Annotated in this window: 11 protein-coding genes and 3 pseudogenes; 1 reads left to right on the forward strand and 13 read right to left on the reverse strand. The window is 42.9% G+C overall.

From position 1 onward, the window contains the following. Positions 1 to 375: 375 nt before the first annotated feature. From CEQ48_RS13450 to CEQ48_RS13475, 5 genes and pseudogenes are all read right to left on the reverse strand, one after another. Positions 376 to 1020, reverse strand: a complete 645-nt coding sequence (locus tag CEQ48_RS13450; protein ID WP_198301154.1) for an SDR family NAD(P)-dependent oxidoreductase — start codon at positions 1018 to 1020, stop codon at positions 376 to 378. 30 nt (positions 1021 to 1050) lie between these two features. Then, positions 1051 to 2037 carry a hypothetical protein gene (locus CEQ48_RS13455; protein WP_089071598.1) on the reverse strand — a complete coding sequence of 329 codons (987 nt, stop codon included), beginning with the start codon at positions 2035 to 2037 and terminating at the stop codon, positions 1051 to 1053. 149 nt (positions 2038 to 2186) lie between these two features. Beyond that, positions 2187 to 2627 (reverse strand): DUF1240 domain-containing protein, encoded by a 441-nt coding sequence (locus CEQ48_RS13460; RefSeq protein WP_089071599.1) that lies wholly within the window; start codon positions 2625 to 2627, stop codon positions 2187 to 2189. An 830-nt stretch (positions 2628 to 3457) separates the two neighbouring features. Beyond that, a pseudogene (locus CEQ48_RS20410) lies at positions 3458 to 3739 on the reverse strand (type VI secretion system PAAR protein); the annotation flags it as partial. Positions 3740 to 4440: 701 nt separating this feature from the next. Next, positions 4441 to 4626 (reverse strand): annotated as a pseudogene (locus tag CEQ48_RS13475) (hypothetical protein); the annotation flags it as partial. Between CEQ48_RS13475 and CEQ48_RS13480 the strand changes: the two are divergent. Continuing rightward, a pseudogene (locus tag CEQ48_RS13480) lies at positions 4621 to 4920 on the forward strand (LysR substrate-binding domain-containing protein); the annotation flags it as partial. The pseudogenes CEQ48_RS13475 and CEQ48_RS13480 sit on opposite strands and share 6 nt — an antisense overlap. A 622-nt stretch (positions 4921 to 5542) precedes the next feature. Here CEQ48_RS13480 and cas6f read toward each other — a convergent pair. The 8 genes from cas6f to CEQ48_RS13520 form a co-directional block, all read right to left on the reverse strand. Beyond that, positions 5543 to 6181, reverse strand: coding sequence for a type I-F CRISPR-associated endoribonuclease Cas6/Csy4 (cas6f, locus tag CEQ48_RS13485; RefSeq protein WP_089071602.1), 639 nt, complete (start codon positions 6179 to 6181; stop codon positions 5543 to 5545). A gap of 11 nt (positions 6182 to 6192) precedes the next feature. Continuing rightward, positions 6193 to 7224, reverse strand: coding sequence for a type I-F CRISPR-associated protein Csy3 (csy3, locus tag CEQ48_RS13490; protein WP_089071603.1), 1032 nt, complete (start codon positions 7222 to 7224; stop codon positions 6193 to 6195). Between the two features lie 6 nt (positions 7225 to 7230). Beyond that, entirely contained in the window at positions 7231 to 9318 is a 2088-nt protein-coding gene (locus tag CEQ48_RS13495; RefSeq protein ID WP_089071604.1) for a type I-F CRISPR-associated protein Csy2, read from the reverse strand. Positions 9319 to 9320: 2 nt separating this feature from the next. Beyond that, positions 9321 to 10532, reverse strand: a complete 1212-nt coding sequence (locus CEQ48_RS13500; RefSeq protein ID WP_089071605.1) for a TniQ family protein — start codon at positions 10530 to 10532, stop codon at positions 9321 to 9323. Positions 10533 to 10630: 98 nt separating this feature from the next. Beyond that, entirely contained in the window at positions 10631 to 11716 is a 1086-nt protein-coding gene (locus CEQ48_RS13505; protein WP_029853851.1) for a DUF8606 domain-containing protein, read from the reverse strand. 52 nt (positions 11717 to 11768) lie between these two features. Then, on the reverse strand, positions 11769 to 12761 hold the full coding sequence (locus tag CEQ48_RS13510; RefSeq protein ID WP_000061145.1) for a PDDEXK family nuclease: 993 nt from the start codon (positions 12759 to 12761) through the stop codon (positions 11769 to 11771). Positions 12762 to 12926: 165 nt separating this feature from the next. Continuing rightward, a complete protein-coding gene (locus CEQ48_RS13515; protein ID WP_060779563.1) occupies positions 12927 to 13406 on the reverse strand; it encodes a hypothetical protein in 480 nt (159 codons plus the stop codon). Then, positions 13403 to 14113 carry a DUF3800 domain-containing protein gene (locus CEQ48_RS13520; protein WP_001290352.1) on the reverse strand — a complete coding sequence of 237 codons (711 nt, stop codon included), beginning with the start codon at positions 14111 to 14113 and terminating at the stop codon, positions 13403 to 13405. Before CEQ48_RS13520 ends, CEQ48_RS13515 begins: the two co-directional genes overlap by 4 nt. Positions 14114 to 14176: the final 63 nt, after the last annotated feature.

The raw sequence follows: 14176 nt of genomic DNA on the forward strand, positions 1-14176 counted from the left end.
AGAACCGAGGGTAGGAAATAGCAATAGTTGAAGTTAGGTCAACTTATCCTTTGAACAAGGAAGCTCACAAAATTATTGGGAAGGAATTGGATTTTTAGAACGTCAGTGTCGCTGAAAGCATAAGATGTCCTATGCGCTCACAGAAAATCAAATGGTTAAAATCAATCTAAAACCATAAAGCGTCCTAAACTGAAAGCATAAGGTGTCCCATTAATTGTTCGTTATAACAAGCGATATCAGGGTACGAAAGAAACTTACTTACGAAAAATGAGTGTTTTCAGCATTAACATTGAACAAATACTGGCATCTTACGTGTAACAATTTTTTGGACAGAACCGTGTCAGTGACTTTCCTAATTTAGCAACTAATGGATAACTACAGGTATAGAAAGTCGTTAGCTTTATATCCGATATCCCCCAGCACCGGTTCCCACATAGGTGTCAGAATTGCGGCAGGGTGAATCGAGTTACACCGTACATTCAAATTCTGCTGCGCGCAGTACAAGGCTACACTTTTAGTATGATTCCGCACGCCTGCTTTGCTAGAAGCATAGGCTGCGGCAGTTGGGATACCGACGATGCCAGAACGCGATGATATATTGATAATGGAACCCTTACCCGTGGAGCGCATGGCTTTAATCGCGTATTTACATCCAAGAAAGACACCATTTAGGTTTGTCTCATGGACCTTGCGCCAAGCGTCTAAGGTTGCATTTTCTGGATCATGCGGAACGAAGTCTTCTTCAAAGCCAGTAATACCAGCATTGTTAACGACGATATCAAGTCGACCGTGTGCGTCGATTATCTCCTTAGTAAGCTTTTGCCAAGCAGCTTCATCGCGTACATCCAATAAAGCAAATCGAGCTGCTTGACCAAGAGATGACGCTACTTGCTGCCCATTATCCTGATCAATATCTGTGACATAAACAAAAGCACCTTCCGCTGCAAAATGCCGAGCAATCGACTCACCAATACCTTTAGCAGCACCAGTGACTAGAGCAATTTTTCTTTCGAATCTCAAAATGCAGTCCTCTTAATGTCTAACGACAAGCTAAGCAGCGCCGTCAGGCGTCTGCGAATTCAACGTATTGTTAGCTGCTTTTGGCACATTGGTTAAATAGAGATCCGCGACGGAATCCATGACAGATGGACGCTTTACATCCTCAAGTTTTGGTTCTGGCTTACCTTTACTCCTAGCCTTATCCACTTCTTTCTCCCAGATCAGATGCCAAAGATATAGTTCAGCGACAAACATTTGCTCCAGGAAAAGGGAAAAGCTCCACGCGAATGCACAGTAGACCATCACTCCGAACCATACTGGATCAGAGAAGCTTATATCAAACTTATCTGACACGTTAAAAAGTACTGCCGGGGGAAGAAAAACGATCGTGGCGGCAAACTCAGTCAGAATAAACCCAGCACCAAATTCAGATTTATGTGTTCTCGCAATACCCAAACCCTTTTTTACAGACTTAGCAGTTCCGAGTTTTTCCCATGCTATCGCAGGATAGATAAGAAAAGAGGTCATGCGCACGCCTTTTTTTAGGGCTTCAAAGAACGCCCCAGACAGAGAGAACTCTTGAAATCCCGCCAACGTTTTAGCCACATTCTTAGCATTGTATTCTTCGTCAGAACCGCCAGATCGTCTGCTAAGAATAATTTCTATAAGCGTCAGAGAGAACCAGATTACAGCCCAACCCATTACAACAGGAAGACCAATTACTAAATTGATAGAACTCGTTCTAATAGCTTTTGAGATACTCCGTTCTTCATCTGTTTCAATCTGCCGTATTAGCTCAAGGAGCATAAAAGCAGACCAAGAAAAAATCACCGAAAGGAGCAAGATTGCAGCGAACACAACAAGGAGCAGAGTGATAATATCAAAATTATCCCAAGGGATATGAAACTTAAAAACTACCAACAAAGGGGCATATACAAGCCAACACAGAAGAAGAGGGATCAGCATTCTCGGATACTTCCCTAGAGCCCGAATTGCTTCCTTGATTAGCCCGGCACCATTCATGATTCCTTGGAACACACTCTCTCCTTTTAGCTAACGCCCGCCTAAGGGGCTGACAACGCATAACAACCAAACTCAATCACAACCACCGTAACCACCTCAGCTCATTAGGACTGGAAACGCCAAGCGTTGACAGTCCCTCTTGAGGCGTTTGTTAGCCCGATGTTTCAATCGCCGATAATATCTGATGGTGGCTTACACAAACTAAGATCTTTCGCATACACTCTCCAACTGTTCTTAGAGGAAGTGCGTGATTCATTAATGCACTGAACATATCCAGCATTAGCTGTTTGATAACCAAGATATCCTCTCGCAAACAATGCACATATCCCAATAACCAACACTAAATAAACAATTTTACTCCATGCCCTGCCATAAGATGTCACATCTCGTTGAGGATTACATATTTGATGAACCATTATACAAACCCCTCCCAACAATAGAGGAGGGATGATTGCTAGAGCTATATAAGATATATAACCAAGTAATCTAACTCTAACCTCCAATGGCTTAAAGGGAAGAGCCAATTCCGATGGAGCTCCAATAATTAGATAACCAGCTAGCAAGAGTGTGAAAAAAACGATACCCATAATTTGTATTTTTTTCATTATTCACCCTTTTTTAACTGGTCAACTAAAGAGTCAGATATACCAAATTCATTGTCAGCCCAATCCAGTGCAAAACCAACGCCGACAGAAATACCAGCAAATAATAATCCACTTACTAATATAGGTGCACCAGCGGTTGCCATTACAACAGCAGCAATAGTCCCGGCTCCTGTTGCTACAACACCTTTAACGATATCGACACCCGAACGACCAACGAAGTCTTCCATTGTCTTTTCGTCATGCACATAAACATCAACGGCATTAATTGCAATAGCAAAAGCGATATCGACAACTATCCCAACCTTAAGCATGTTACGAGCCATGTTTTTTGTGCCAAGCCCAAGTTGAATGACTTGAGGGTTATTGGCTCGCCAACGATTACCTTTGACTAATGTTTTAAGGTGTTTTTTATACCCCTTGATTACTATGTAATCCTGCCCATTTGCAGGCTTGACATAGGCCACAACCCCCATACCTCCGAGTCCTTTTGCAAGTTGATATGCATCTTTAGCATTCGAGGCGCCGTCCCAGATTTTTTTAGAATTATCTAATGTATCTTTACCGTTGTATTCCAACCATAGGTTATTTGCGAATTCCTCCGCTTCTTCTAATGACATAACGGCAAGGTCAACAACCTTTTGAGTATACTCAACGTCAAGTGGTTTACTTTTAGTGAAATCGTATGGTGGCCAATAACCCGAACCTTGAGGAATTTGTAGTGTTTGGGGTGAAACATTTTTCGCAACTGTTGATGACGCAGTTTCTTGTGCTTGATTCACAGATCGGGGACTAGCTGACAACATAGACATTGATGCAGGTTGGTGTGTATCACCGATATTAACCGTACCACTGCCAATTGTTACACCTCCACAACTAACAGCCCCACCGGTAATTGCTGCGGGTTTACCATTTATCATCACAGTTGAAGAACCTGCTGCTATCGTTCTGCCGTGAGGCGGGTGTTTAGGTTTATCGTGAGGGGCTAATGGGTCGCCAACTCTAGCGGCAGGTTGACCATCAAATTTTACATCTGGTGAACCTGCAGTTACTGGGGTGGGTGGAAACCCATCATGATCTGTACCAATATCGCCAACTTTAACGCCTTTAGACATAACGTTTATCCTATGTTTTTCTTTTGACTGGAAATTATACAGGCATGAATGACGAAAAATCGTTTAAAGAGCATGGTAAGTGTGAGTCTGATTCAAAGATTACGGAATAGGGCTAACGCCCGCCTAAGGGGCAGCCAACGCAATTACCAAGCTTCCGCATAACACCGTAACCACAAAAACCAACGCATAGTAAAAATGCCGCGCGTTGGCTGTCCCTCTCGAACCGTTTGTTATGTTTAAGCTTCAATGACTTACGTTTTACCAAAACCAAGATTAACTCAGCTTTGATTCACAAACAAAAGCCAAGACCTAAAAACTGAAACGACTCATAGATTTGAAAAACAGACTTCGAATTTCGGCAATTTAAGCACAAAAACCTGTGTTCAAAATGCTAATTGAGCCAGCCGAACCAACCTCGCACTTACACGAAAATCAACTGAGGCAATTCTCTGAATTTCCAGCGCCAAAGAATAAATGTCCAGAAAACAGCGCCAAATGAGCCAATTTGCCGACGAGAACAAAACTAACAAGCCGATGGGGCAAAGAAAAATCATAAACCTCTGAATTTACGTGATTAAACATAACGCCCGCCTAAGGGGCTGACAACGCATTACAACCAGACTCAAACACAACAGCCGTAACCACCGCGGCTCAATGGGACTGGAAACGCCACGCGTTGACAGTCCCTCTTGAGGCGTTTGTTATGTTGCGGTGCTAACTATTATGCATGCTAGAAATGCAGGTAACCCTGAAACAAAAAGTTTGATACAAAGCATCGTGTTTGATGAAAAACGCTCACTATCAATTTCATTAGCCACCGAGCTATCCACCATTGAACCCGCTACACTCTCTGCCCTATCACCACCAAAACCGCCTTCTGGTGGGTATTCAGCAATGGCAAAGGTGAGCGGATTACTCAAAAAGTGCATTCTTCATTCAAAGTGAACAGCGGGCTTCTTGCTAAAACTGGCGCAGTTTCTGGCCTAGGTTTTGCGATACTACCTGTTGAATTTTGCCAATCCGAATTAGATCTAGGCGTTTTGGAGGTGGTAGAAATGGAGTATGAGCCTGATGATTTAGTACTGTATGCTTTTTATTCTTCCCGAAAGCACTTGGCGAAAAAGATTCCGATGTTTATTAAACACTTACAGTGCCAAGCAAATTTAGATAAAAGCACATAAGCTGAAGAACAATTTCTATGAAAGGCTTTGTCTGAACCACTTCTTTTAGAGTAGGTGATTAGCTAAGCGAATTGTTATGCAAAAGTAAGGCTACTAAGCATAGACGGTGTGATGTTCGAAAATGGGAGATTCCATGTAACAGCGTTCTGGTATCTGCCATAACCTCTCGTATAGCAAACTCAGCAGAGTAATCTATTGCTGAGTCATCGCACTAAGCAGGAAAGGGGCAAAAGTGCGTTGCAGTTCTTAAATGGCCACAACCAATCCGCCGTCACAACACAAGCTGTAAAACAAAAAACCACCAAGCCAAAAACTTAAACTTGATGGTTTTGATTATTAACTGCTTGTTCAGCAGGTAGGTTGCTTTCTTCCTGACCTATTCTTGGCTGCCTATTCGGCAGAACACATGCAGTCGATGCAGCAGGAATAGAGTGGCGATTTCTTGGCTGCCTATTCGGCAGAACACATTTTATTCGGCAGGTCGATGTTTGGGTCATTTTTCTTGGCTGCCTATTCGGCAGAACACTATAAAATATAATCACTAAGCATCTGATCATTCTTGCTTAAAGTCACAACTTGGTAAAAACACCATTTTTATTTTCACAACTGTAACTCTTTGTTTCTACTTAACTAAAAAAGAGTCTTCGTCAAAAGGGTTAAAACGTAAGTCAGGTACCGTCGCTCTTTTTTCTTGATTGGTTGCAAAACCATAGCTATTAAAGCCAGATTCAGCACGCTCATCTGCGAGTTCCTTTTGAATAAACAGAATATAATCCTGCCGTGAAGAGCAGCTAGAAATAGGGATTTGATGAAAACTATCGATGGCACGGTCTTCATTCGTTACTGGTAATGATTGTTGAATACCAAATAACTCGGCCCTAGCCATACTGCGTTTGATTCGACGCTTTTTGGAACCCAAAAAGTTTTTCCCAATCGTCTGATTACGAACAAACCTTACTTCTTCGGAAGTATCTGGCACCTCATAAACACTGGAGATCTCAAACAAACCTTCATTAACCATCAATGAAAAATAGGGCTGAAAAGAGAGGCCAATCATCATCTCTTTGTCCTCGGAAACAAAGGCAATGGTTTGACCAACTGAAGATTCATTCCAATCAGGAAAACTCACACCTACTCTATTCATTGCTTGGTGGTGATTAACCATAAACAAATGCATTTGTGAGATACAACGCCCTGCTAGCAAGCCATAGTCGGCATTAGCATTCGTGTAACGTATCAAGAAGTAGTACCGTTGAGACATGATAGAACCTCTTAATTGGCCTTGGCGCAATTAAACAATCCGCCCTTGATCAAAACAGACATAATAAAGTGCACGTCATTCGGAATGGATTCAGAAGCAGTCATACTTTCAATCCAGTTCTCTGTATTTCTGAGTAATTGATAGAAGTCATTTCCATATGTTACATGTCTTCTTGCTATAACGTACTCTCGGTCAGCGCCATATTCATTCACTCTTAAAGGCTTATCAGCCTCTTCATGCCACCAATCGTCAATCGATTGCAACGCCGCACCAACTTTTTGTCCGTGAAACGCGACGGTTTCTTTTCCTCTCAAAAGCTCTACTGTGGCTAGCTGCTTAGTAGGGATTCCATCTTCTCGACTATCCAAAAACTCTTGGCTTGGATAAACCTCATCTCCCCAGCCAACCCGCAGTTTTGCTTTCACGTCCATGTAGAAGTATTCAGTTGGGTCAGACAGTGCTCGCTCCAGATAGGCAGTAAGCCTTTCTAAGCATTCTGTTGAATCACCATCCCAATGACCATACCAAGAGAGTTTTTGAGCATGTTCGACAACAAAGGTATCCAATTCACTGGTCGTCACTTCAATAGTGATATTTCTGCACTCACGATTTCGCCATAACCAAGTACCAAGCAAGATGTTCTTCGCATAACGATTAGCTAACTCTTTGTATCCGTTAAGCTCTTTATAAATCTTAGCAAACATAGACAGTTTACTGCGCACTTCATCATCACTACAGATATCTGGGGTTAACGAATTGGCCCGAATTCGAAGTGAAAATGCGCAATAGATTTCATCAACGCCGGGCTTTACATAGCACTCTTCGATGAACTGAGGGTTTGAATATGCCAAGTCTTGGGGGGCAATATTCTTCTCGACGAACTTGTTCCCCTTATATGCTTCTGAATAACTCCCTTTTGGTGCGCGCAATCGGGTTCTATCTACATTAAGGGGACACATCTCACCACTTTCGGATAGATAGTAGAAATAAGCTTTGCCAGCAGAAAGTGATCGAACATAGTTCAATTGAGTGCAAAGTTCCATAAACGATTAATCCCTATGGTTTTTTATAAGAATAGTTTCGCTACTGCATTCTATCGACCAAAAGGCGTGGTTTAAAAAGTGATCTAGTCCACTAAAACGGACCTCTATCGGGTTTATTCGCTTAGCTAGCCCTATCGCATTCTCCGCATAAGCATGACAACCTGTGATTACGTTATCCCGCTTAGTTGGATGCTCTAACAAATGGTAACCAAGAGAAACGGGCAAATTATCATCATCTTGAGTGAGCAACCGCTCTAACTCATCAAAATTAGTAGGTTGCTTTTCACTTGGGTATAACCATCGCCCGTATGCAGGTAATCCTTTTAAAACATGGAAAAGTTCACTCCTGCCTGTAAATGTTCTAAGCCACTCAATCTGCGTCGATAGCTGTGGTTGGTATAATGCCCCTCCGGCGAAAGCAACGGGAAGGGCCGTTTTAAGCGCTGATCTAAAATCTGAAATTCGGCTTTCACTATGAACTCTGATAACTAAGTCTATTTCTAAATCCGACAATCGTTCACTGCGAATGGTTGGTCGTTTCGCATTAGAAACCGTTCTAGCTTTGGCGACTGAGTTCGGTTCTGTCAGCTTCGCTGTTGATTGAATATTCTCGTTTCGAACATAAAAAGCGAAACTCGAAAACTCAACTGGGGAATCATTGTTAACCAATTGATTAAATTGCCTTTGATAATCGTGCATGAATCCCCAAATGGCCGTCAAAGACGGCACACCACACAAACAAGGGTTACTCATCGCTACCGCATCTTGCACTCTCATTGACGACAGGTAGATATATTGCTCCCCCGTCACCGTATCTTGATTGTTAATTGGCTTACTTAGTTGCTCAAGCACCCATGTCACTTGTGCTTTAGCTACCTGCATCAGTTTGGGATGATAAGCAAACTTGGCTGAATACATATTATTTTGAAACGTGAGATGTAAGCGTCGGTTAAACTCACTAGCCAAAGAGCCAAGCTCCCATTCTGGCAACGACAAAAAGGCTTGAGCTAAAGTGTCGTCATGCTCTAGTTGTTGCTGATTGGGTTCAGATTCGGCGATATCTCTTAACTCAATGAGTGGCAGCATCCATAAGGCTATTTGCTTTCGTAAAATCTTACTTCTAACCTTACGAGCTCTTTCTCTTTGCCGCTGTGTTTTGGATGGCTCAGACCCAATTAGGCGATTTAGTACCTGACAAATTTTGGCGTTAGTTACCTGATAGTCATCAAAGTAATGACCACTCTTTTGACGGTTTTCCGTTAACGTCCCACCCTTGGCCTGCTTAACACCTAGCGGGTAATTTAGGACTCTCATATACCCACCCAAACTGCCACACAGGTTCCCAATACTGGCAGAATTAGGCAGTGACGAAGAGACAAAACTGAGTTTATTTTCTGGACTTCGCGCTCTTATTTCTAATTCGCACTGAAGAGCATGACTCACAACGGGGGGGATCGAAACATAATCATCACCCCATGGAAACCGTAATTGCTTACTGTAAGTACTAACACTGTCGGGAAAACTATTCTCAGGAAGCTGTTCTTCAATTGCACTTTGTAAGTGAGCAAGTGACTTCACATCCAAGCCAAATTCTTTAAGTAGATCAAGCCACACTGGATTTTTCTGCTGAATAAGCGAAAGGATACACACTGGCTGTGATTGCCATTTAAAAGGATTCAGTAACCACAATGTGTGACGATAGACAGCAGAGTTATGAGCCCAGCCCAATCGCTGATCCAATACTGCACTTGAAATAAACTCCTCGGCTGTAGAAAGAGGTCGCGCAATTATCCGCTGGTCCTTAACACGGCAATCTGGAAACTTTAGGTTATGTGTGTGGAACCACTGGATTTCAGCAAGAGAGGCATCTAAGTTTTCGCGGTCTTTTAAATACCTTTGAGCCCGAGCTACATCCAACCAATCCGAGCACCTATCAGCTTGATGACTAGAACTGAGATTGAGCAAAATCGTCAACGTTTCTTGTTCATACCCATCAACACAAACGTCTTCTGTATAGGGCATGAACATCTTTTTTAGAGCAGTTTGTTTTATTGCTTCGTCTTCAATTGCTAGTAAATCACTTAATTTCGTCATAATTACCACTCAGGTAGGTATACGCTTAAACCGTCATTTTCAGAGCACATGCGAGTCAGCTTTGTTTCGATGACACTTCTTAGGGTGAACGCCGATTCATGACTGGCAATTTTGGTATGCATCCGCGGCCTAATCGCTGCTTTAATCTCACCAAACTCATACAACCGATACACCTCATCCGTTGTGCAAGAAAGTAATGTAGAAGCTTCTAAGGGGCTTAACAGCACATCGCCTACATTCCCTTTGCTGCTTGAAGGTATTGCTGCCATTAACTTTGTAAAGTAGGCTAACACTTGAGTGAGCACGCTATTACGCTCTAACTGCCTACTTGGTAACTGGCGGCAATCTTTAAGCAAAGCGCCAAAAACTTCATTGAAAAACGTCTTTTTCCAATCTTTGATTCGAATGAGATCGGCTTTGTTTACCAACTCATCAAGTTCTTCCTTCAGCACTCTTGGCCAACAAGAGCAATACTCAACAAATGACTCAAAACTGATGTTCTCAATATCACCGTAACGATTAACGTACCATAGTAAAAAACCATAGCGCTCAGAGAGCGTCATTTCAGCCTTCAGTAATCCCAAAGGTTTTGAGTCATTTCCTGACAGCCATCTTGCAACCAGTAGCGCAGCAACTGGCGCATCTTCTATCGGTGAGTTGCGGAGTTCAAAACCGCATTCGCATTGGCTAATACTCTCAGTGGTTTGGTATTCCAATCTCGATTGGCACTCTGGGCAGTGATGAAGCAATTTACAGCCATGACGCTCACAAGCTTGCTGAGAAAGAAATTGCCACTGCTGGCGAATGTATGGAGCTTCACTAATGCATAAGGGGCAAATAGGTGTGAAGCGTTGACCAAGAAAAACGAAAGGATAATCAGAACCAAACCGATGAACGGCTTTGTATTCGGGAGAAAATTGAGCTTTTGAATGTGACAACGCAAGGCGAAGTGTTCCAAAGTTATTGAGTTTTAATTGGTTCTCAAGATGGATAAGCACTCGCACCCGCATTTGGCTTGTGGTTTGGGCGTGATAAATATTGATTCGGTTGAGCTCTAAGGGGAAAGCACCAGCAATCGCTTCATGCTGCTCCATAGTGTCGAACCAAATGTCTTCGGCGAAATGAGAAAATCGCTCGTAACCTTGCTCTTGCGATAAACGCAACAAGAAGCTTTCAAGCGATTCGTCAGGGTAAAGTTGAATGTCCATTTTCACACGCCACCGCCAAACTTAGAATTTCTAAGTTTTAGTATGGCGTAGTTCCAAGCAATTGCCAAAAATTCACAAATTCATATCGAATAAAGATGGCGTTATCAATCAATTGACCACGTCTCTTTTAGCCGCTCAACCGTATGTACCCATTTGGCTGCCCTTGGTTTACAAACCGTATTTTGGTTGCCAAACAAGCCAATTTCAGAAAAAGCAGACTGCTGTGGCAGTGTTTTTATCCATTTAACTGGAACAAGATACTGTGCATCATCATCACTTAATGATGAACAACAAGCATAGTCACCCGCAGTCTCGAGTTCAGGTAGCGTTTTTCCGGAAAAATCTTCAAACTGATGATGCTCCAACCGAACTTTTTCACCAGTAACAATTCCCACGCCTACATACCCCGTTTTCGGAATATTGACCCAAATACGGTCGCCCTCGGCAAGCATAGACAGCGTTTTTGAGTACCACAGCCCATGACCTCCGGCGACAAAACCATATTTTCTAGCATCTTCCCAATGGCGATATTGATCATGCCCGAATGAAACATAAAACTCTTGATTCCATTGCTCTTTCTTTTGTTTAGAAATCGCCAAGTCTTTCGTTTCATCTGGATCAATAAACCAAGCTCGGCTTAGGTACAGATTACCCATATCCTCAAATGCACTGAAAAACACGGCATTAATGGAAAGTCTCGAATACTCGTTGAGGTAGTTAATGATTCGCTCGGTACTAGCATCCAGCTCAGATGCAACGATAACCAGATGATGTGATTCATTTAGCTCAACATCTGCCAATCCAACCCCAAACTTTTGATTAAACGCGACTTCCAAACTCTGTGTTAAGCCATTGCTTTTAGCAAAACTGAAATACAGTTCTTCGATATCATCAGGTGATAAACCGACAACCCAAGAGGCGTAATCCATCGCTTGAGCAACAACATCTCTTGGGGTTTTATCACGTTTGAGTTCTATCACTATGGTTGAGCCATTGCTGTCCAACGCTAACAAATCAATTCGTTTGTCAAAGCCGGTGCGGACTTGATGCCCAATCAGCAACCAGTCCTTATTTAATAGACTAATATCGTGAAGGATCTGCTTCTCTAAAAGCTCTTCCGTTGCCATTGATATCGGCTTCAAACGCTGTGGCTTATCACCGATTTTCCAAATACCTTGTTCGATCGCCATAAGTTCTTCCTTTATAAAAAGTATGACTGTTGCTCTGTGATGCGAAATTGAACTAATTTTCTACCTTAACAATTTCATAGCCATATGGTTCCATTGCCTGGAGTAAATTTGGAATGTTGTCACCCCATTGGTTTGAAATCGCAATTTGCTCACCAGAGACCAACATCAACCGATCACTTTCTGAAGAGTGGTATCGGTTTAAGTGCTTATCAGCAATGTGTTCAAACAGCGACACGGCCCTTGGCAAATTAAAACTGTTCAGATAACGCTGAACCTCAGCAAGGCTCATTGGCTGTTTATCGTTGATCCAATGAGTAATCACCGCTAAAGCCAACTTACGTTTGTTATAAACTTGGCCATTAAATCGATATTTCGAGTAATCGCGCTGCCCATTTTTACTGGTGCGTTGCTCTGCCTGTTTCTCGCGGAATTTGACTTGATAAGCTTCAACCTCTGGAACAGGGATGATCTGCTCTGCATTAATCAACACATCGTCTTTGTAGCGATATGGCGTAAGACGAACACAACTGATATCAATGCCTTTGTCTCGCAGCCAAAGGACAGATGTTGTCAGCTCTTTGCCAAAGTCAGCAGATGCGAGCACGATTCGCACATCGTTACCGAAATCATCAAGGCTGTTTTCATCTAAATCAACGAACTCAAGAATGGTTTCGCGTGCATTGATTTCCAGCCCTTCCTTGGCGATGTAACGCTCAAAATATTCGCAGGCTTTGTCGAACGTCATGGTAGAGATCATGGCCGCATAGCGAAGCGCTTGAAGCTCCATGTGTGCGCCTATTTCGTCGCGCTTTAGCTCAATCACCACCAAGTTGGCGTTACGGTCAATTGCTAATAAGTCAATACGGCGACGGCTGTCTTCCCAGTCGGAAAACTCCTCAGAGATCACTAGACAATCTGGGGCGATTGCATCAATGCAACCTTTAAGGGCTTCTTGTAAATCCTGCCGCTCTTGCAGCCCTTCGGCTGCAAAGGTGGTTTGGGTTAAAGCGGTTAAGTTTTTGTTTGAGATGTTATAGAGGCTCATCGTTTTTTCTTCGAGAGTTCGCACCAATTAGCACGAATATGATTGACTGTGGAGGGGCTGGTACCTATACTTCGCGTATCTCATCTACCAACTCTTTGCGAGTGTAAGAGTAGAAGGAGTTACGGCTCCGTCCTCATAAGAGGGCGAGGCCAGCCTCTCAAATCGTTACTTATCTTTATACTTTTCCCAGCGCTTATTGTATTTCTTACGCTGATGTTCTCTTTCTATATAGAATGCCGTCCAAGGTAAAATGTACTCTCCGCGATCGTCCAATACCACCAGATAACCTTCTTCCTCACACCAAATGTGTACCCGTTGATTCTTGCCTTTGGGTTCTGTCCATACTTTCAGGCTTTCATGTTGATCATTCTCTATGATGGGTCTTGGCCAACGAATGCGCTCACAGCGCCTAAAATCTGGCACCCTTTCTGTTTCATCATCGCCAGTACTGGTCATATGCCAGAATGTTGCCGATTTCCCGTCGTATTCTGGGTACCTCTTCAGGCCCAATCGTCGCCCCTGAAATTCGGGTTTAGAGTGAACAAAATCAGCTTCGAAGAAAGAGTATATGGCTGCTAAGTACTGTTCCCAATTGTGGTTGTAATCTTCCATCATGACCAAATCTGGGAGCCACGCTGTTGTCATGCAAAGCCTCCTTGTCCAGTCCAGACAAACAGGTTGAACTTGTTCTCTCTTAACAAGGTGTTTTGCGTCAGCTTATAGCCGCTGCGATCCTTGATTCGTTCAATAAGTGCTAATTTAGCCTTGTTGCCGTCAAGTCCACGATGCAAGTAACCTAACGCGCCAATCAGCAAGTCCGCCATTTGAAGCTGCTCGGCCTCATGGGAGTGAATTCGTTGCATCCGCTCGATAATTGACTTTGAAAAATCATAATGACTGTTACACATAACATCATGAAGCCTTTCAATTTTCTCGTGGCCTAGCGTGTCTTTTATATCAATGTATACGCGATATTTTGATTGGGGGTCGAAGATGGTTTTAAGCATGAAAAAGTACATCTTGTAGTACCAGTCATCATGATCTTGGCCGAATCGAGGGTGATCTAAAACCGTTTTGTCGGGCACAACTAATCCGCGGAAGTGGCAATCATCGTCGTCGAAAAAGTAGTCGATGATATCCAGATAAAAAGCCAGCTTGCTGTTGCTGACTTTTGTCCATTTGATCTCAAACTCTGCTTTTAATCCATGCCGGACTTTAATTTCCCGAATTCGCTTGGCGATTTCAGCGCGTTTGGAAAGCGGGCACCAAAGTGCGCCCAATGCCATGACACCAATTCCGTCATTTTCAAGATGACATGATTCGTCGCAGTAGACGTTGTAGATTTCGCTCATCGTTTTTCCAGAGAATAAAATGTGTGCCTTTGAATGCATATAAGGTACCACAAAATGGGCAAT

This window comes from Vibrio tarriae (assembly GCF_002216685.1).
Lineage (GTDB): Bacteria > Pseudomonadota > Gammaproteobacteria > Enterobacterales > Vibrionaceae > Vibrio > Vibrio tarriae.

Excerpts from the sequence above, each read along its gene's own strand:
- CEQ48_RS13510 (WP_000061145.1), bottom strand. The coding sequence starts at position 12,761 with ATGAGCCTCTATAACATCTCAAACAAAAACTTAACCGCTTTAACCCAA.
- cas6f (WP_089071602.1), bottom strand. The coding sequence starts at position 6,181 with ATGTCTCAACGGTACTACTTCTTGATACGTTACACGAATGCTAATGCC.
- CEQ48_RS13520 (WP_001290352.1), bottom strand. The coding sequence starts at position 14,113 with ATGAGCGAAATCTACAACGTCTACTGCGACGAATCATGTCATCTTGAA.
- CEQ48_RS13505 (WP_029853851.1), bottom strand. The coding sequence starts at position 11,716 with ATGGCGATCGAACAAGGTATTTGGAAAATCGGTGATAAGCCACAGCGT.
- csy3 (WP_089071603.1), bottom strand. The coding sequence starts at position 7,224 with ATGGAACTTTGCACTCAATTGAACTATGTTCGATCACTTTCTGCTGGC.
- CEQ48_RS13460 (WP_089071599.1), bottom strand. The coding sequence starts at position 2,627 with ATGAAAAAAATACAAATTATGGGTATCGTTTTTTTCACACTCTTGCTA.
- CEQ48_RS13515 (WP_060779563.1), bottom strand. The coding sequence starts at position 13,406 with ATGACAACAGCGTGGCTCCCAGATTTGGTCATGATGGAAGATTACAAC.
- CEQ48_RS13495 (WP_089071604.1), bottom strand. The coding sequence starts at position 9,318 with ATGACGAAATTAAGTGATTTACTAGCAATTGAAGACGAAGCAATAAAA.